Here is an 18441-nt window from a genome sequence, read left to right as displayed (position 1 = left end):
GCGGCAGGACGGTCCGGGACAGACCGGACGGACAGGGCAGCGATGAGGGGGTGAGGTCCGGTCGTGACCGGTATCGGTGGTGTGGAGATGGGCGCGCTGGCCGCGCGTACCCGGGCGCTGGCGGTGCTGCGGGTCCGCAGCCGCGCGCTGGCCGTGGCCCTGCTGCCCGCTGCCGCGGCCGTGATCCTGCTCGTCGGCGGCTCCACCGGGCACCTCGTGGGCGGGGTCTGGGACGCGCTGCGCTGGCTCGTGTCCGTCCTCGCGCTGTGCGTCCTGGCGGCCGCCGCCGGCGTCGCCCTGGTCGTGGCCCGTTCCCGGCCCGCCGTGACCCCGACGGTCACGGTCGCCGAGGAGTCGGCGCCCGATCTCTACCGGATGGTGCGCGACCTGGCCGACCGGCTCGACGTCCCCGCCCCCTCGGCGATAGCGCTCACCCCGGACTGCGACAGCTGGCTGGAGGACCGCACCCACGCGGTCCACGCCCCGCCGCCCGCGCAGGGGCGCGACGACGACCTCTCCGGCCCGGGGGCGGACGCCCGCCGCCGGAGTGCCGCGGCGGCGCCCGTGCTGGTCATCGGCTCACCGTTCCTGTGGTGGATGCGGGTGGGCGAGCTGCGCGCCGTCCTCGCCCCGGTCGTCGCCGGTACGGGTCCCTCGGCGCACCCCGACATAGCCGCGGCCCGGCGTTTCATACGGGGCCTGGACGCCGCCGTGGCGGTGGCCTCGGCGGATCGGCGCGATCCCCTGTCCCGCGCGGCGGGCGCGGGCCTGGGCTGGGTGACCCGGCTCCTGCTGCGCAGCTGCCGGGGGCACGCGGCCCAGATGGAGCGCGGGGTCGCGACCGCGGCCGCCGAGCGTGCCCAGGCCGTGGACTACGGTCTGCGCATCGTCGCGCAGGAACAGGTCGGGCTCGCCTACGCGGGCTGGGACCGGCTGCTGACCCGGGTGGCGCTGCCCGCCTGGCGGATGGGCCGCTGGCCCTCGCGGCTGGACGTGGGCGTCGTCGCCGCCCTCACGGAGCTGTCCCGCCGGGACCGCCTGGCCGAGGGCTTCGCCTCCCGCCTGGGTGAGCGTCCCGCCTGCGACCTGCTGGAGGAGCCCGGGGTGGTGGACGAGGCGGTCTCCCTGCTCGCCGCGCGGCTCTTCCACGGGGGGCCCGCCGAGACCGGCCCGGACTGGGCGCCGGTGGGCTGGGACGAGTACTCCGAGGAGGTCGTCGACCGGACCTGGCGCACGGACGCGGCCCGTCTGCACCGGGTGCTCGACACCCTGGGCGTCCGCCGTGCCGCCGAGGGCACCGACCCGGGCACGGACGGCCCGACCCTGGCCCGCGTCCTGGACCACCTCACGGCCCCGGACGCCGCGTTCACCGGCCACTCTGCCGCCGACACCGCCGACACCGCCGGCGCCGCCCCGCCCCGGCACGCCGGCGACGACGCCCGTCCCGCGCACGGCGACCACGACGCCCCCGCCGACGACGTCGAGGACCTCGGCGGCACCACGGTCCGCGGCGCCGCCCTGGCCGCCGGGCTCAGTGCGCAGCTGGCCCGCGAGGAGAAGCAGGCGCGTCCCGCCGGGACCACTCCCGCGACACCCGGACCGGCCGCCGCGTCGGGAGGCGGAGCCGCTCCCGACGCCGCCCTCTGGGACGACGGCGCGCTGCCCCTCCTCCCGCTCCAGCCCCCGCGCACCGGCCGCGAGATCCTCACCGCGCACATCACGGCGATGGTGTGCTGCGCGGCGATGGACACCGCCGGCGCGGCCCCCGGCCTCGACTGGCTGGACGGACCGTCGCTCCTGCTCGACGGCGCCCGCACCGCCGACCTGGCGCCCAGCGTGCTCCGCCTCGTCGAGACCGGCGACCCGGGCCCCCTGCGCGCCTGGATGACCGACCTCGGCATACGCCCGGAGAAGCCGGTGCGCCTGGTCTGACCTCGACCGCCCCCGGTCCGGCGTGACCTCGCGCGGCCCACGCCCGAAGGAATCGGACCCTCCCATTCCACTTTCGGCCACTTCGCGACGAACAGTGACAGGCCGCGTGCGAAATGTGATGTGCTGGGACCGATCGCGCACATGGCAAGAGCGTTCGTCATACGCACGACCACGGGGACGAGGGAGGGGACTGTCCCATGGGACCCGAGCAGATCCGCCGCTGGGAGTCGGGAGCACTCGCGCACGCCGTGACGGACCCCTTCGGACAGGGGCCCGTCCCCTGGCTGCGCGGCGGCGAGACGTACTTCGGCGACACCGGTCAGGTGGTCGCCTGGTACGCGGACCAGGACGGTTCCGGTGCCCGGTCCGGCGCGGGCACCGGCGGGGGACCCCGCGCCGCCGACGACGTCCGCCGTCAGATCAAGGGTTTCACCGCGACGGGAGCCGCCGCCCCCGGCGAGGCCATCGACTTCCACATCACCGTCGACCCGCCGCAGGAGTTCAGCGTCGACGTCTACCGGATCGGCCACTACGGCGGTGACGGCGCCGCCAAGATCACCACCAGCCCCCGGCTGTCCGGCATGGTCCAGCCCCCGCCGCTCACGGCCGACCGCACGGTCTCCTGCCACCACTGGTGGCTGTCCTGGCGGCTGCAGATCCCGACGTACTGGACCATCGGCGCGTACGTGGCCGTGCTCACCACCGCCGACGGCTACCGCTCCCACGTCCCCTTCACGGTCCGCGACGGCCACCCGGCCGACCTGCTCCTCCTGCTGCCGGACGTCACCTGGCAGGCGTACAACCTGTACCCGGAGGACGGCCGCACCGGCGCCAGCCTCTACCACGCGTGGGACGAGGAGGGCCGGCTGCTCGGCGAGGCGGACGCCGCGACGACCGTCTCCTTCGACCGCCCGTACGCCGGTGCAGGCCTTCCCCTGCACGTCGGCCACGCCTACGACTTCATCCGCTTCGCCGAGCGCTACGGCTACGACGTCGCCTACGCCGACGCCCGCGACCTGCACGCCGGCCGGGTCGACCCGGCCCGCTACCGGGGCCTGGTCTTCCCCGGCCACGACGAGTACTGGTCCGGCGCCATGCGCCGCACCGCGGAGCTGGCCCGCGACCGGGGGACGTCCCTGGTCTTCCTCTCCGCCAACACCATGTACTGGCAGGTGGAGCTGGCCCCCTCCCCGTCCGGCGCCCCCGACCGCCTGCTGACCTGCCGCAAGCGCAAGGGGCCCGGCCGCCCCGCGCTGTGGCGGGAGGTCGACCGCCCCGAGCAGCAGCTGCTCGGCATCCAGTACGCCGGCCGCGTCCCAGAGCCGCACCCGATGATCGTCCGCAACGCCGGGCACTGGCTCTGGGACGCCACCGGAGCGCACGAGGGCGACGAGATCGAGGACCTGGTGGCGGGCGAGGCGGACCGCTACTTCCCGCGCACCGCCCTCCCCGAGCACGACGAGCGGGTCCTGCTCGCCCACTCCCCGTACACCGACGTGGACGGCGTCCGGCGCCACCAGGAGACCTCGCTGTACCGGGCCCCTTCGGGCGCCTGGGTCTTCGCCTCCGGCACCTTCGCCTGGTCCCCGGCCCTGGACCGCCCCGGCCACGTCGACCCGCGGGTCCAGCGCGCCACCGCCAACCTCCTGGACCGCATCTGCAAACGCGACTGACCGCGCCCCCCGCCGCCCCGCCCGCCGGCCTCCCCCCGACGTACGGGACAATCGACGTATTGGACAGAACCACGGGGAGGAACCGTGTCCGGATTCGTTGAAAAGCCCGAGCCGCTCCAGGTTCCGGGCCTGGTGCATCTGCACACCGGAAAGGTGCGCGAGCTGTACCGGAACGAGGCGGGCGACCTCGTGATGGTCGCCAGTGACCGCATCTCCGCCTACGACTGGGTGCTGCCGACCGAGATCCCCGACAAGGGCCGGGTCCTCACCCAGCTCTCCCTGTGGTGGTTCGAGCAGCTCGCCGACCTGGCCCCCAACCACGTCCTGAGCACGGAGCTGCCCCCCGGCGCCCCCGCCGACTGGGAGGGCCGCGCCCTGGTCTGCAAGTCGCTGCGGATGGTCCCCGTGGAGTGCGTGGCCCGCGGCTACCTCACCGGCTCGGGCCTGGCGGAGTACGAGCAGACCCGCACCGTGTGCGGCCTCGCGCTGCCCGAGGGCCTCGTCGACGGCTCCGAGCTGCCCGCCCCGATCTTCACCCCGGCCACCAAGGCCGAGGTCGGCGAGCACGACGAGAACGTCTCCTACGAGGAGGTCGCCCGCCAGGTCGGCGCGGACACCGCGGCCGCCCTGCGCCAGGCCACCCTCGCCGTGTACTCCCGCGCCCGGGACATCGCCCGCGAGCGCGGCATCGTCCTCGCGGACACGAAGTTCGAGTTCGGCTTCGACGGGGACGACCTGGTCCTCGCCGACGAGGTACTCACCCCGGACTCGTCCCGGTTCTGGCCGGCCGACCGGTGGCAGCCGGGCCGCGCGCAGCCGTCGTACGACAAGCAGTTCGTGCGGGACTGGCTGACCTCGGCCGACTCCGGCTGGGACCGGAAGAGCGAGCAGCCCCCGCCGCCGCTGCCGCAGCAGGTCGTGGACGCCACCCGCGCCAAGTACGTGGAGGCCTACGAGCTGCTGACCGGCCAGAGCTGGTCGTAGCGGCCCGGCGCCCGCCGCGGTCGCGCGGCGGGCGCGGTCGCCGGACGGGCGCGGTCGCCGGACGGGCGTGGCCGGGCGATCGCGACACGAAGAAGCCCCCGGCCGGAGCCGGGGGCTTCTCCCACGGAGCGAACGACGAGGTTCGAACTCGCGACCTCAACCTTGGCAAGGTTGCGCTCTACCAACTGAGCTACGTTCGCACTGCGCCGTGAGCGGGAGTCGTGGACCGAAGTCGCGGACTTCGCCGTGGCGCGACAGCCACTATACCCAACCCCGCTCCCGTGCGAGACGCACCGCCGCATGCCGGTTCTCCGCGCCGAGCTTGGTCGCGGCCGACGACAGGTAGTTCCGCACGGTCCCCTCGGCGAGCGCGGCGCGTTCGGCGATCTCCGCGACGGGCGCCCCGTCGGCGGCGTGCTCCAGCACCTCGGCCTCGCGCGCGGTCAGCGGCGAGTCCCCGGCGGAGATCGCGTCGGCGGCCAACTCGGGGTCGACGTAACGGTTTCCGGCGTGCACCGTGCGGATCAGCTCGGCCAGCCGCTGGGCGCTGACGGTCTTCGGGACGAACCCGCGCACCCCCGCCGCGAGCGCCCGCTTCAGGTGCCCGGGGCGTCCGTGACTGGTCACGATCAGCACCTTGCAGGCGGGCAGCTCGGTCCGCAGCGATGTGGCGACCTTCACACCGTCGGCACCGGGCATCTGGAGGTCCAGCACGGCGACGTCCGGGGCGTGCGCCCGCGCCATCGCCAGCGCCTCCGGCCCGGTGGCCGCCTCGGCGACGACGACCAGGTCGTCCTCCAGGGACAGCAGCGCCGCCAGCGCCCCGCGGATGAGGTGTTCGTCGTCGGCGAGCAGCACCCGCACCGTCGCCGTCACGACGCGACCCCCAGCGCGGTCCCGGCCGCCCCGGAAGGCAGCGGCACCTCGGCCGTGAGCCGGAACACGCCCCGGCCCGCGGCCCCCGCCTCCAGCGTCCCGTCCACCGCGGCGAGCCGCTCCCGCAGTCCCGCGAGCCCGGAACCGCCCGAGCCCACCGGGGGACCGTCCCCGGCCCCGTCCGCCACCCCGTCGTTCTCCACCGTCAGCACCACACGTCCCTCCGCCGTCCGCACCGTCACGGCGACCTTCTTCGCGTCCCCGTGCCGCAGCACGTTCGTGGTCGCCTCCCGCACCACCCAGCCGAGCGCCGACTGCACCTCACCGGGCAGGCCGGCCGTCTCGCCGGTGACCTCCGAGACGATGCCCGCCGCCGAGAGCACACCGCGGGCCCCGGCCAGTTCGACCTCGAGGGCGGCCTCCCGGTAGCCGCGTACGACGTCCCGGACCTCGCGCTGCGACTCCTGCGCGATGCGCTGCACCTCGATCATCTGCTCCACCGCCTCCGGCCTGCCGCGCCGGGACAGCTGGACGGCCAGCTCGCTCTTGAGCGCGATCACCGCCAGGTTCCGCCCCATCACGTCGTGCAGGTCCCGGCCGAACCGGAGCCGCTCCTCGGCCACGGCGAGCCTGGCCCGGGTCTCCCTGGCGCCGTCGAGCGCGTACACCGCGTTGAGCAGCCAGACGGAGAACACGCAGGCGAAGGCGACGAAGGCACTGCCCAGCAGCACCACGCACGCGGTGAAGAACCCGGCCCGCACCGGAGCGCCCAGCAGGACCACCAGCACTCCGGCCCCGGTCGCGAACCCGGTGACGAGCGCGACCGTCCGCCGCCGGCTGCGCGCCCCGAGCGCGAGGACGCCGGCGCCGACGGTCACCACACCGCCGAAGGCCGTGCCCGCGACCGCTCCGACGTCGTCGCCGTCCGGCCCGCGCTCGGCGATGAGGAGCGCCGCCACCGAGACCACCACGGTCAGCACGGCGAGCGCCCGCAGCAGCCGCACCGGCTTCGCCCGCAGGCCGAGCTCCCAGTCCAGCGCCCGGGAGGCCACCAGCATGAGCACGACGGCGTGCGCGCTCACCGCCAGGAAGAGCACGGCGGCGAGCCGCGCGTCGAGCCGTCCGAACGCGGACAGCCCCATCACGGCGATCTCCACGATGCCGTAGAAGTGGAAGGACCAGCGCGTGTACGCCTCCACCTTCTCCGGTGTGTTCTTGAGCCGCCACCATCTGCCCGGCCTGCGCATCCGTCCGTCCGTCCCGCTCGCCGTGTACGCCTCTGACGTCGCGTACGTCAGTGCCGTGGCTCCCAGCGGAACCACCGCCGTACAGCAAACACCGCGAGCACGGTCCAGGCCACCGCCGTGGCCACGGCGCCCAGCGCCTCGTACGCCGACAGGTCGCCGGTCCAGCCGCCGCGCACCAGGGTGATCACGGGCGTCAGCGGCAGCAGCTCGCACACGGAGGCCAGCGTGTCGGGGAGCAGGTCGAGCGGGAAGAACAGACCGGAGCCGGCCATCGAGACGAACATGATCGGCAGCGGTGTGACCTGCGCGCTCTCACCGGTCCTGGTGAAGCTCGCGGTGGCCGCCGCGAGCGCGGCGCACAGCACCAGGCCCAGCAGCAGGCCGACGACGGCGAGATGGGGCGCCGACGGCGCGGACAGGTCCAGCAGGGCCGCGCAGCCCACCGCGAGCAGCAGGGACTGCACGAGCCCGCCGAGGACGGCCGGCAGGGCGGAGCCGCCGAGGATCTCCACGTCCCGCAACTCGCCGGTGCGCAGCCGCTTGAGGACGAGTTCCTCGCGCCGGACGACGAAGACGCCGACGAGTGCCGAGTACACGGCGAACAGCAGGGAGAAGCCGACGGCGGCGGGCAGCACCAGGGTGCCGAGGGTCAGCCCGGCCCCGGCGAGGTCCATCTCCTTGGCCCCCGCCCGCACGCTGAACGGCAGCACGAACGGCACGAACAGCGACGCGAAGACGGTGCCCTTGTTCCGTCCCAGCAGGATCAGTTCGGCGCGGGCGAGCGCGGTCATGCGGCTCATCGGCGTGGTGGTCGCGGTCCCGGCGGCGCCGCGCTTCGCACGGGCGGGTGTGTCCGTGGCGCTCATGCCGCGTACTCCTTCTCGTTCGTGGTGCCGGCCGCCTGCGCGGACACCTCCTTGGCGATGCTCAGGAAGGCCTCCTCCAGGGATGCCGAGCGCACGTCCAGACGGCGCAGCTCCACCCCGGCCTGCCCGGCCCACACCAGCAGGCCGGTCGCCGCGCGCTGCAGTTCCCGGGTGCGCAGGCGCACGGTCCGGCCGTCGGTCTCGTGGTCGTCCACGCCCAGTTCGGACAGCGGCGGCAGGTCGCCCACGAAGTAGCCCTCGGGCAGTTCGAAGGAGATCCGGGACGGCTGTACGGCGGTCACCTCGGCCGGGGTGCCGGTGGCGGCGATCCGGCCCTCGTGCATGATCGCGAGCCGGTCGGCGAGGTGCTCGGCCTCCTCCAGGTAGTGCGTGGTCAGCAGCACCGTCGTACCGCCGTCGCGCAGCGCGCTCACCAACTCCCAGGTGTCACGGCGGCCTTCGGCGTCCAGTCCGGTGCTGGGCTCGTCGAGGAAGAGCACCTCCGGGTCGCCGAGCAGGGCGAGCGCCAGGTCCAGGCGGCGTCGCTGTCCCCCGGACAGCTGCTTGACCCGGGTGTCGGTCTTGGCCCCGAGCCCGACCAGCGCCAGCACCTCGGCCGGCGGCCGGGCGCCGCTCACGCACCCCGCCCACATCCGTGCCGTCTCGGCGACGGTCAGCTCGGAGGGAAAGCCGCCCTCCTGGAGCATGACCCCGGTGCGGGGGCGTACGGCGCCCCGCTCGGTGTACGGGTCGTGCCCGAGGACGCGCACCCGCCCGCCGGCCGGAGCGGCGAGCCCTTCCAGCAGCTCGACCGTCGACGTCTTGCCGGCGCCGTTGGTGCCGAGCAGTGCGAAGACCTCCCCGCGGCGCACGGAGAAGTCGATCCCGCGCACGGCCTCGAACCCGCCCCCGTACACACGCCGAAGGCCGGTGACCTCAATCACGTGTTCGTGTCCGTTGGTTTGCATGTCTCGAGCATTCCGGCGCCCGGGACCGGGCGACAGTGCGGCCCGTCATCACCGGGCATGACAAATGTCAGAGCGGTTCCCGGAGGGACCTGGCCGGACGCACGAAAAGACCCCGGTCCTGGAGGACCGGGGTCTGATTCCCGAGCGGACGACGAGGCTCGAACTCGCGACCTCAACCTTGGCAAGGTTGCGCTCTACCAACTGAGCTACGTCCGCATGTGCTACCGACTGCGGACCTGAACAGAACGGTCCCGATCGGTGCGAGCACCAGCCTACCTGATCCAATCGGGTCATCGGTACGGCGATGCAGAGCGGGTGACAGGAATTGCACACTGCGCCTTCCCCCTGGAAGGGGGATGTTCTACTACTGAACTACACCCGCGTGTTCCGTGAGCTGGGCCTTTCGGCCTCGCCCCTCGGCGTGCTCCAGACTTTAGCTGATCACCCGGGGTGCCGCGCAAGTCGGTTGCCGCGAGGGGCGGCTGAGCGGCCGTCGGGCGTCCGTGCCGGACGCCCGTGCCCGACGCCCGGCTCACTGCGCCTCGGCGAACGCCTCGTACACCTTCTTCGGGATCCGGCCCCGCGCGGGCACGTCCATCTTGTTCGCCTGGGCCCAGGCGCGGACCGCCGCCGGGTCGGGGGCGACCTCCGTCTGCCGGTAGGCCTTGCCGGACCGGGAGCGCTTGCGGCCGGCCGAGACGTACGGCTCCAGGGCCTTGCGCAGTTTCCGGGCATTGGCTTCGTTCAGGTCGATCTCGTACATCCGGCCGTCGACTCCGAAGGCGACCGTCTCCGCCGCTCGGGAGCCGTCGATGTCGTCAAAGAGAGTGACCACGACACGCTGCGCCACGAATATCGGTCCCTTCGTGCGGCATCTCCGCGATGACGTGCCCGAACGTGCCGAGACGCCGCGATGATGCCGACTGTTCGCCTGTAATTGGGCAAAGTATCGGCTAATGACATTTCATTTGTACAGTGCCCGGCATTGCAATGGGAAGACCGACTAAATCTCTTGGCGTGTCCGTCCCGCAATAGGTGTCGGTGCCGCGTCCGAGATCTTTCCCGAAGCTTTTCGCGAGCACCCCCTCCCGATGCCGAATCGTGACTGGGCTCACGTAGTTTCCTCCAAGGCTACGCGCGTAGAAATTTTGTACGGGTAGTCTGAAGGAACCTGCTCAGCACCACACACCGGGAGTGCCAGTGGCACGCGTCGTAGTCGACGTCATGCTCAAGCCGGAGATCCTCGACCCCCAGGGCCAGGCGGTGCAGCGCGCACTGCCGCGGCTGGGTTTCGAAGGGATCTCGGACGTCCGCCAGGGAAAGCGATTCGAACTGGAAGTGGACGGGCCGGTCGACGACGCCGCCCTCGCCCGCATCCATGATCTTGCGGAATCCTTCCTCGCCAACACCGTGATCGAGGACTTCACCGTCAAGGTCGAGTCCGAAGACGCGGTCGCGGGGGCCGCGAAGTGACCGCTCGTATTGGCGTCGTCACTTTCCCCGGCAGCCTCGACGACCGTGACACGCAGCGCGCGATCCGCGTCGCCGGCGCCGAACCCGTCGCTCTCTGGCACAAGGACAAGGACCTCAAGCAGGTCGACGCCGTGGTGCTGTGCGGCGGATTCTCCTACGGCGATTATCTGCGGGCCGGCGCCATCGCGCGCTTCTCGCCGGTGATGGACACCCTGATCGACCAGGCCAGGGCCGGTCTCCCGGTGCTGGGCATCTGCAACGGCTTCCAGATCCTCACGGAGGCCCACCTGCTGCCCGGCGGCATGCTGGGCAACGACCACCTGCACTTCATCTGCCGCGACCAGAAGCTGCGGGTGGAGAACGCGGACACCTCCTGGACCAGCGACTACACCGCGGGCCAGGAGATCCACATCCCGCTGAAGAACATGGACGGCCGCTACGTCGCCGACCGGCGCACCCTGGACGAGCTGGAGGCCGAGGGGCGGGTGGCCTTCCGCTACCTGGACATGAACCCCAACGGCTCGCTCAACGACATCGCCGGCATCACCAACGCCGCCGGGAACGTCGTCGGCCTCATGCCGCACCCCGAGCACGCCGTCGAGCCGCTGATCGGTACGGGCCGTACCGACGGCCTGCCGTTCTTCACCTCGATCCTCAAGAAGCTGGTCAACGCATGAGCCGGACGCCTCTGGACACGGTCGAGCACGCGGCCGCGACCCCCGACGTCGAGCTGCCCTGGGCCGAGCTGGGCCTGAAGAAGGACGAGTACGAGAGGGTCGTGGAGATCCTCGGCCGCCGCCCCACCGGTGCGGAGCTGGCCATGTACTCCGTCATGTGGTCCGAGCACTGCTCGTACAAGAGCAGCAAGGTGCACCTGCGCCAGTTCGGCGAGAAGGCCCCCGAGTCCGACGCCATGCTCGTCGGCATCGGCGAGAACGCCGGTGTGGTCGACGTCGGTCAGGGCTACGCGGTCACCTTCAAGGTCGAGTCGCACAACCACCCCTCCTACGTGGAGCCCTACCAGGGCGCGGCCACGGGTGTCGGCGGCATCGTGCGCGACATCATCGCGATGGGCGCGCGTCCGGTCGCCGTCGTGGACCCGCTGCGCTTCGGCGCCGCGGACCACCCCGACACCAAGCGCGTCCTGCCGGGCGTCGTCGCCGGCATCGGCGGCTACGGCAACTGCCTGGGCCTGCCGAACATCGGCGGCGAGGTCGTCTTCGACGCCTGCTACCAGGGCAACCCGCTGGTCAACGCAGGTGCCATCGGCGTCATGCGGCACGAGGACATCCACCTCGCCAAGGCGTCCGGCGCGGGCAACAAGGTCATCCTGTACGGCGCCCGCACCGGCGGCGACGGCATCGGCGGCGCGTCGATCCTGGCTTCCGAGACCTTCGACGACGCCAAGCCGTCCAAGCGCCCCGCCGTGCAGGTCGGCGACCCCTTCCAGGAGAAGCTCCTCATCGAGTGCACCCTGGAGGCGTTCGCCGAGAAGCTGGTCGTCGGCATCCAGGACCTCGGTGCGGCGGGTCTGTCCTGCGCCACCTCCGAGCTGGCGTCGAACGGCTCCGGCGGCATGCGCGTCACCCTGGACGACGTCCCGCTGCGCGACTCGACCCTCTCGCCCGAGGAAATCCTCATGAGCGAGTCGCAGGAACGCATGTGCGCGGTCGTCGAGCCGGGCAAGGTCGAGCGCTTCCTGGAGATCTGCGAGAAGTGGGACGTCATCGCCACGGTCATCGGTGAGGTGACCGACGGCGACCGGCTGGAGATCTACTGGCACGGCGGCAAGATCGTCGACGTGGACCCGCGCACGGTCGCGCACGAGGGCCCGGTCTACGAGCGCCCCTACGCCCGCCCCGAGTGGCAGGACGCCCTCCAGGCCGACGACGCGAACAAGCTGCCCAGGCCCCAGACGTCCGAGGAGCTCAAGGGCCAGGTCCTGAAGCTGGTCGGCTCGCCCAACCAGGCCTCCAAGCAGTGGATCACCCAGCAGTACGACCACTTCGTGCAGGGCAACACGGTCCTCGCCCAGCCCGAGGACTCGGGCATGATCCGCGTGGACGAGGAGACCGGCCTCGGCGTCGCCATCGCGACCGACGGCAACGGCCGCTACGCCAAGCTCGACCCGTACACGGGCGCACAGCTCGCGCTGGCGGAGGCCTACCGCAACGTGGCGACGACCGGCGCGAAGCCGCTGGCCGTCTCCGACTGCCTGAACTTCGGCTCGCCGGAGGACCCGGCGGTCATGTGGCAGTTCTCCGAGGCCGTGCGCGGCCTGGCCGACGGCTGCCTCCAGCTCGGCACCCCGGTCACCGGCGGCAACGTCTCGCTCTACAACCAGACCGGCGAGGCCGCCATCCACCCGACCCCGGTGGTCGCGGTCCTCGGCGTCATCGACGACGTGGCCCGCCGCACGCCGGTCGCCTTCCAGGAGGACGGCCAGCTGCTGTACCTGCTGGGCGACACGCGTGAGGAGTTCGGCGGCTCTGCCTGGTCCCAGGTGGTCCACGACCACCTCGGCGGCCTGCCGCCCAAGGTCGACCTGGAGCGCGAGCGCCTGCTCGGAGAGATCCTGATCTCCGCGTCCCGCGACGGCATGATCGACTCCGCGCACGACCTGTCCGACGGCGGCCTGGTGCAGGCGGTCGTCGAGTCGGCGCTGCTCGGCGGCCGGGGCGCGCGCCTGGTCGTACCGGACGGGCTCGACGCCTTCACCTTCCTGTTCTCGGAGTCGGCGGGCCGCGCGGTCGTCGCCGTCCCGCGCTCGGAAGAGGTCCGCTTCAACGACATGTGCGGCGCCCGCGGCCTGCCCGTGACGCGCATCGGCGTGGTCGACGGGGACGCGGTCGAGGTCCAGGGCGAGTTCACCCTGTCCCTGACCGAGCTGCGCGAGACCCACGAGGCGACGATCCCGGGGCTGCTGGCGTAGCCGCCGGTCCCGGCAGTCCGAGGCCCCGTCCGGGCTGGTTCCGGGCGGGGCCTCGTCGTCTCAGCGCACGTAGTTCTTGAGGATCTCCGTGTCGAGTGTGATGCCGACGGGGTCGGGGAGGACCAGCGTCTCGCCGAACTTCGTGACGCGGGCGTCCCGGTAGCCGCCGACCTGGCGGTCCGGGCCGCTGTGCACCGTGACCGTGCAGTGGTCCCGGTCGATCAGCAGGTACAGCGGGATTCCCGCCTGTCCGTAAGCGGCTGGCTTCTCGTGTCGGTCCCGCCGGTCCGTGTCCGAGTCGTACGAGGTGACCTCGACGACCATGAGTGCTCCGGCTGGATCGGCCCATTCGCCGTATCCCGCGAAGTGGGCCTCCGGTACGAGCACGGCGTCCGGCCGGGCCCTGCTCTGCCGGTACGCGTCGACGCGCAGACCTCGGGCATGGTAAAGGTCCAGGTCCGGCCGGGCCTGAATACAGCGCTTGGCCAGCCAGGACACGATGGTGTCGTGATCCCCGTCGGTCACTTGTTTGACCCCGATCCGTCCGTCAATGAACTCCAACGTGACGGTCTCGGGAGCGGCGGAAGCGATCGTTTCGAACTCGTCCACCGACATCTGAGACGTGTGCTCGGCCATAACCGTCATGTTGCACCTCCTTCCAGGCATGGACCAGCGTTTCCGAGACGGCGCCTTTCCGGGCCGCCTTCCGCGGTCAGACACACGTACGAGTGACCCTTGCACCGGATTTCGTAAGTACGTAATCTCGTACGTGTGGAACCACTGGAACAGCGCGTGGCCGACCTCGAGCGGCGCCTGGCCGCCCTGGAAGCCGCCGACCGGCCTGCCCCGGCTCCTGGGGAGGGCGACCTCTGGGCTCTGGAAGGCCTGAAGAAACAACTCGCCGAGTCGGAGGCCGCAGCCGGGGGAGTCCTCTTCACCGGCTCCGTGCGCCTGCCGACCGGAGAGCGGTACGCCTGGCAGCACGGTGCGCTGACCGAGGGGCTGCTGGATGCCGACTGGGCCGAGTCCGCCGAGGTGTTCTCGGCCCTCGGGCATCCCGTGCGGCTGCGGCTGCTCCGCGAGGTCCTCGGCGGCCGGCGCACCGTGGCAGAGCTGGCCGAGCTGGACGGGATGGGCACGACTGGCCAGATCTACCACCACCTGCGCCAGCTCACCGGCGCCGGCTGGCTGCACACCACCGGCCGGGGCCGCCACGAGGTGCCGGCGGGGCGGGTCGTACCGCTGCTGGTGGCGCTGTCGATCGCGCGGAACTGACCGGGACCGTCGAGACGGCCGGGGCTGTCGAGACGCCGGACCGTCACGAGCAAGGGGGAACGAACGATGTCCGTACGCAAGCTCGCCATGACCACCTTCCGGGTACTGCAACTCGCCTTCCTGGCCCTGGTGGCCGTCGGCGTCCTCTTCGACCCGGGGTATCCCTGGTGGTGCGTCTTCCTGCCGCTGGTCCTCGCCTACGTCCTGGTCGCCGTGGTGAACCGGTGGGACGGCGGCGCCCCGGACGCCGCCGGCAGGGCCCGCGAGCCGGTCGAGGTCGCCCCGCCCGTCACCGGCCGCTGGTCCGCGCTGAACAGCCCGGCCGACCGCACCCCGAGCCACGGCGTCCACGCCTACGGCCAGACCTTCGCCATCGACCTCGTCGCCGAACCGGAGCCCGGCGCCCGCCCCGGCTTCCGCGCCCTGTGGCCCCTCGCCCGGCGCGGCCGCGACTTCCCGGCGTTCGGCGCCCCGGTCCTCGCGGTGGCCGACGCCCGGGTCGTACGGGCCGACGACGGCCAGCGCGACCACCTGAGCCGCACCTCCCTGCCCGCGCTGCTGTACCTGATGCTCGTCGAGGGCTCGGTGCGGGAGATGGCGGGCGTCCGCCGCATCGTCGGCAATCACCTGGTGCTGGACCTCGGCGGCGGCACGTACGCCCTGTACGCCCACGTCCAGCGCGGGTCGTTCACCGTCCGCGAGGGCGACCGGGTCCGCGCCGGACAGGTCCTCGCCCACTGCGGCAACACCGGCAACTCCACCGAGCCGCACGTCCACTTCCAGCTGATGGACGGCCCCGACCCCGACACCGCCCGGGGCGTCCCCTTCACCTGGACCGGCCTCGGCGTCCCGCGCAACGGGGAGATCTTCGAGGCGCCCTCGCCGACCGTCTCGCCCGCATAGGCTCACCCCATGCCCCCGGCCAGGAAACGCCCCCGTGCCTACGACCCCGCCCGCACCCGCGCCGCCGTCCTCGCGCAGTTCGGCCACGTACGGGCGGCGGTCCGCACCCTCGGTCCCGAGCAGCTCGCGCTGCCCACCCGGCTCGGCGACTGGACCGTGCGGGACCTGGCCGCGCACGTCGGGATGGCGCTGACCGCCGTGGACCGGCTGCTCGACGAGCCCCAGCCGATGCGACAGGACGGGCAGCTGACGGCCTGGCCGACCGCCATCGCCGCCGACGCGGACGCCATCGCCCGGACCGCCCACCGGCTCGCCGCCGACCACCCCGACCTCGACGCCCACCTGGCCGAGGTCGAGCGGCGCTTCACCGAGCGGCTCGACACCCACCCCGGCGGCAGACTGCTCCCCACCAGCGCGGGCGCCCTGCCGCTGGCCGACTACGTCGTCACCCGCACCGTCGAGCTGATCGTGCACAGCGACGACCTGAACGCCGCCGTTCCCGGTCTGGACATCCCCTACGACCGGCAGGCCCTGGCCGCCGCGACCCGGCTGCTGGCCGACGCGCTCGCCGTGCGGGCACCCGGCGGCTCGACGGAGGTGCGGATCCCGCCGTACGCGGTCGTGCAGTGCGTCGAGGGCCCCCGGCACACCCGGGGCACCCCGCCCAACGTCGTCGAGACCGACCCGCTGACCTGGATCCGGCTCGCCTCCGGGCGGCTGGCCTGGAAGGACGCCCTGGACGGGGCGAAGGTCAGCGCGAGCGGGGAGCGGGCCGACCTGGGCGCCCTGCTGCCGCTGCTCGGCTGACGGGCGAGCCGGACGAGGACCGGACGGAACCGGATCTTCCCCGTCTCCGTCGAATCGGCATGTACAGGCAGACGAAGCAGCGCACCAGGACCCTGACCGTGGCGGCCGTCGCCGCGCTCGTGCCGCTCGCCGCGGCCTGCGGCAGCGAGCACGCCGACGACGCCGGCAGCGACGCCGTGGGCGCGGGCGGACCGCGCATCACCGGCGTCCGGTGGAGCATCGACAGCGTCACCGTCGACGGCACCACCCACCGGGCACCGGCCGCGGCACACGTGCGGATCGACGAGGGCGGCGAGGCGGCCGGCAGCACCGGCTGCAACAGCTTCAGCGCCCGTGCCGACGTCGACGGCTCCGCCGGACGCGTCCGGCTCAGCGACGCCATGTTCACCGAGAAGGCCTGCGCCAAGACGCCCGCCGGCTTCGAGAAGTCCCTCGGCCGCGCCCTCACCACCGGCTCGCTCACCACGAAGAACGAGGGCGAGCGGCTCGTCCTCACCACCGCCGACGGCGACACCGTCCGGCTGAGCAGGGCCGAGGACGCGTCCCTGTACGGGACCAGGTGGACCGTCGACGCCCCGGGCCGGAAGGGCGACAAGGGCAGCGCCCACCTCACCTTCGACCGGGACGCGAAGACCGTTTCGGGGCGTCTGCCCTGCAACCGCGTCGAGGCCGGGGCCACCGTCAGCGACGGGCGTATCACCCTCGGCGCCCCGTCCACCACCCGAATGATGTGCGAAGGCTCACTCATGGACGCCGAGAAGCGGCTGCTGGGCCTCTTCGACGGCGCGGTCACGTACCGGATCGATCAGGAGACCCTCACGCTGACCAGCGAGGACGGCGCCACGGTCCGGGCCGTCGCCGACCGGTGACCCACAGGTGAGCCCCTGTCCCCAATTCGGACCAGTGGTCGACCTCGCCTACACTCGGAGGCGTGCCACGTGGTGACGGTCGACTCAATCACGATCTGCTTCCCGGCGAGAAGGGCCCCCAGGACGCATGCGGCGTCTTCGGTGTCTGGGCTCCGGGTGAAGAGGTCGCCAAGCTCTCCTACTTCGGGCTCTACGCCCTCCAGCATCGGGGCCAGGAATCCGCGGGAATCGCGGTCAGTAACGGCTCCCAGATCCTCGTCTTCAAGGACATGGGCCTGGTGTCCCAGGTCTTCGACGAGACCTCCCTCGGTTCGCTCCAGGGTCACATCGCGGTCGGTCACGCCCGCTACTCGACCACCGGTGCCTCCGTGTGGGAGAACGCCCAGCCGACGTTCCGTGCCACCGCGCAGGGCTCCATCGCGCTCGGGCACAACGGCAACCTCGTCAACACCGCCCAACTCGCCGAACTGGTCGCCGACCTGCCCAAGCAGGACGGCCGCTCCACCCGGGTCGCGGCGACCAACGACACCGACCTGATCACCGCGCTGCTCGCGGGCCAGGTCGACGAGGACGGCAAGCCGCTGACCGTCGAGGAGGCGGCCGGCAAGGTGCTGCCCCAGGTGCGCGGCGCCTTCTCCCTCGTCTTCATGGACGAGCACACCCTCTACGCCGCCCGTGACCCGCAGGGCATCCGCCCGCTGGTCCTCGGCCGCCTGGAGCGCGGCTGGGTGGTCGCCTCCGAGTCCGCCGCCCTCGACATCTGCGGCGCCAGCTTCGTGCGCGAGATCGAGCCGGGCGAGTTCGTCGCCATCGACGAGAACGGCCTGCGCACCTCTCGATTCGCAGAAGCGAAGCCCAAGGGCTGTGTCTTCGAGTACGTGTACCTGGCCCGCCCGGACACCGACATCGCCGGCCGCAACGTCTACCTCTCGCGTGTCGAGATGGGCCGCAAGCTGGCGAAGGAGGCCCCCGCGGAGGCCGACCTCGTCATAGCGACCCCGGAATCCGGCACCCCCGCCGCGATCGGGTACGCCGAGGCCTCCGGCATCCCCTTCGGCAACGGCCTGGTGAAGAACGCCTATGTCGGCCGGACCTTCATCCAGCCCTCACAGACCATTCGCCAGCTGGGCATCCGCCTGAAGCTGAACCCGCTCAAGGAAGTCATCAAGGGCAAGCGGCTGGTCGTCGTCGACGACTCCATCGTCCGCGGCAACACCCAGCGGGCCCTGGTCCGCATGCTCCGCGAGGCCGGCGCCGCCGAGATCCACATCCGGATCTCGTCCCCGCCCGTGAAGTGGCCCTGCTTCTTCGGCATCGACTTCGCCACCCGCGCCGAGCTCATCGCCAACGGCATGAGCGTCGAGGAGATCGGCACCTCCATGGGCGCCGACTCCCTGGCGTACATCTCCATCGACGGCATGATCGAGGCGACCACCATCGCCAAGCCGAACCTGTGCCGCGCCTGCTTCGACGGCGAGTACCCGATGGAGCTCCCCGACCCCGAGCTGCTCGGCAAGCAGCTCCTGGAGACCGAGCTGGCCGCCGGGCCCGCCGGTACGGCCGCCGCCGACGCCATCCGTCGCCCGTAGCCGTCCGCCCCCCTGGCCCCACCGCCGTACGACACGAAGGTTCACAT

Annotated in this window: 17 protein-coding genes and 3 tRNA genes; 11 read left to right on the top strand and 9 right to left on the bottom strand. The window is 72.4% G+C overall.

The annotated features are described in order from the left end of the window. The first annotated feature begins 63 nt into the window (after positions 1–63). The 3 genes from EV562_RS29345 (at position 64) to EV562_RS29335 (ending at position 4589) form a co-directional block, all read left to right on the top strand. Entirely contained in the window at positions 64–1932 is a 1869-nt protein-coding gene (locus tag EV562_RS29345) for a hypothetical protein (RefSeq protein ID WP_133889885.1), read from the top strand. Positions 1933–2129: 197 nt separating this feature from the next. After that, on the top strand, positions 2130–3605 hold the full coding sequence (locus tag EV562_RS29340; RefSeq protein WP_133889884.1) for a N,N-dimethylformamidase beta subunit family domain-containing protein: 1476 nt from the start codon (positions 2130–2132) through the stop codon (positions 3603–3605). Positions 3606–3689: 84 nt separating this feature from the next. Next, entirely contained in the window at positions 3690–4589 is a 900-nt protein-coding gene (locus EV562_RS29335; protein ID WP_133889883.1) for a phosphoribosylaminoimidazolesuccinocarboxamide synthase, read from the top strand. A 127-nt stretch (positions 4590–4716) separates the two neighbouring features. Here EV562_RS29335 and EV562_RS29330 read toward each other — a convergent pair. The 8 genes from EV562_RS29330 to EV562_RS29295 form a co-directional block, all read right to left on the bottom strand. Continuing rightward, positions 4717–4789 (bottom strand) — tRNA-Gly (locus EV562_RS29330). Between the two features lie 61 nt (positions 4790–4850). Further along, a complete protein-coding gene (locus EV562_RS29325; RefSeq protein WP_166662053.1) occupies positions 4851–5465 on the bottom strand; it encodes a response regulator transcription factor in 615 nt (204 codons plus the stop codon). Further along, the gene (locus EV562_RS29320; protein WP_133890055.1) at positions 5462–6712 is read right to left on the bottom strand and encodes a histidine kinase; all 1251 of its coding nucleotides are present in this window, start codon (positions 6710–6712) and stop codon (positions 5462–5464) included. The genes EV562_RS29325 and EV562_RS29320 overlap by 4 nt, the downstream gene beginning before the upstream one ends. A gap of 47 nt (positions 6713–6759) precedes the next feature. Then, positions 6760–7578 (bottom strand): ABC transporter permease, encoded by an 819-nt coding sequence (locus EV562_RS29315; RefSeq protein ID WP_133889882.1) that lies wholly within the window; start codon positions 7576–7578, stop codon positions 6760–6762. Further along, entirely contained in the window at positions 7575–8546 is a 972-nt protein-coding gene (locus tag EV562_RS29310) for an ABC transporter ATP-binding protein (protein WP_133889881.1), read from the bottom strand. The genes EV562_RS29315 and EV562_RS29310 overlap by 4 nt, the downstream gene beginning before the upstream one ends. 143 nt (positions 8547–8689) lie before the next feature. Then, a tRNA-Gly gene (locus EV562_RS29305) sits at positions 8690–8762 on the bottom strand. Positions 8763–8856: 94 nt separating this feature from the next. Beyond that, positions 8857–8928, bottom strand: a tRNA-Gly gene (locus tag EV562_RS29300). A 150-nt stretch (positions 8929–9078) separates the two neighbouring features. Next, positions 9079–9396, bottom strand: a complete 318-nt coding sequence (locus EV562_RS29295) for an Lsr2 family protein (protein ID WP_133889880.1) — start codon at positions 9394–9396, stop codon at positions 9079–9081. Between the two features lie 350 nt (positions 9397–9746). On the opposite strand from EV562_RS29295, the gene purS reads away from it, so the two are divergent. Genes purS through purL form a run of 3 tightly spaced genes read left to right on the top strand, consistent with a single transcriptional unit; the run spans position 9747 to position 12951 of the window. After that, positions 9747–10019 carry a phosphoribosylformylglycinamidine synthase subunit PurS gene (purS, locus tag EV562_RS29290; RefSeq protein WP_133889879.1) on the top strand — a complete coding sequence of 91 codons (273 nt, stop codon included), beginning with the start codon at positions 9747–9749 and terminating at the stop codon, positions 10017–10019. After that, positions 10016–10696, top strand: a complete 681-nt coding sequence (purQ, locus tag EV562_RS29285) for a phosphoribosylformylglycinamidine synthase subunit PurQ (RefSeq protein ID WP_133889878.1) — start codon at positions 10016–10018, stop codon at positions 10694–10696. The genes purS and purQ overlap by 4 nt, the downstream gene beginning before the upstream one ends. Next, the gene (gene purL / locus EV562_RS29280) at positions 10693–12951 is read left to right on the top strand and encodes a phosphoribosylformylglycinamidine synthase subunit PurL (RefSeq protein WP_133889877.1); all 2259 of its coding nucleotides are present in this window, start codon (positions 10693–10695) and stop codon (positions 12949–12951) included. The genes purQ and purL overlap by 4 nt, the downstream gene beginning before the upstream one ends. 60 nt (positions 12952–13011) lie before the next feature. Here purL and EV562_RS29275 read toward each other — a convergent pair whose 3' ends face one another. Then, entirely contained in the window at positions 13012–13596 is a 585-nt protein-coding gene (locus tag EV562_RS29275) for a Uma2 family endonuclease (RefSeq protein WP_133889876.1), read from the bottom strand. 147 nt (positions 13597–13743) lie between these two features. Here EV562_RS29275 and EV562_RS29270 point away from each other — a divergent pair, with 147 nt between their 5' ends. The 5 genes from EV562_RS29270 (at position 13744) to purF (ending at position 18394) form a co-directional block, all read left to right on the top strand. Further along, entirely contained in the window at positions 13744–14226 is a 483-nt protein-coding gene (locus EV562_RS29270) for a helix-turn-helix domain-containing protein (RefSeq protein ID WP_133890054.1), read from the top strand. A 66-nt stretch (positions 14227–14292) separates the two neighbouring features. Next, on the top strand, positions 14293–15129 hold the full coding sequence (locus EV562_RS29265; protein ID WP_133889875.1) for a M23 family metallopeptidase: 837 nt from the start codon (positions 14293–14295) through the stop codon (positions 15127–15129). Between the two features lie 9 nt (positions 15130–15138). Continuing rightward, positions 15139–15936, top strand: a complete 798-nt coding sequence (locus EV562_RS29260; protein ID WP_133889874.1) for a maleylpyruvate isomerase family mycothiol-dependent enzyme — start codon at positions 15139–15141, stop codon at positions 15934–15936. A 59-nt stretch (positions 15937–15995) separates the two neighbouring features. Then, positions 15996–16805 (top strand): META domain-containing protein, encoded by an 810-nt coding sequence (locus tag EV562_RS29255; protein WP_133889873.1) that lies wholly within the window; start codon positions 15996–15998, stop codon positions 16803–16805. 62 nt (positions 16806–16867) lie between these two features. Next, the gene (purF, locus tag EV562_RS29250) at positions 16868–18394 is read left to right on the top strand and encodes an amidophosphoribosyltransferase (protein ID WP_133889872.1); all 1527 of its coding nucleotides are present in this window, start codon (positions 16868–16870) and stop codon (positions 18392–18394) included. Positions 18395–18441 lie beyond the last annotated feature (47 nt).

The sequence above is a fragment of the Streptomyces sp. BK208 genome (assembly GCF_004364245.1).
Lineage (GTDB): Bacteria > Actinomycetota > Actinomycetes > Streptomycetales > Streptomycetaceae > Streptomyces.
Note: the sequence above shows the minus strand (reverse complement) of the source record. Positions and strands in the feature narration are given on the sequence as shown.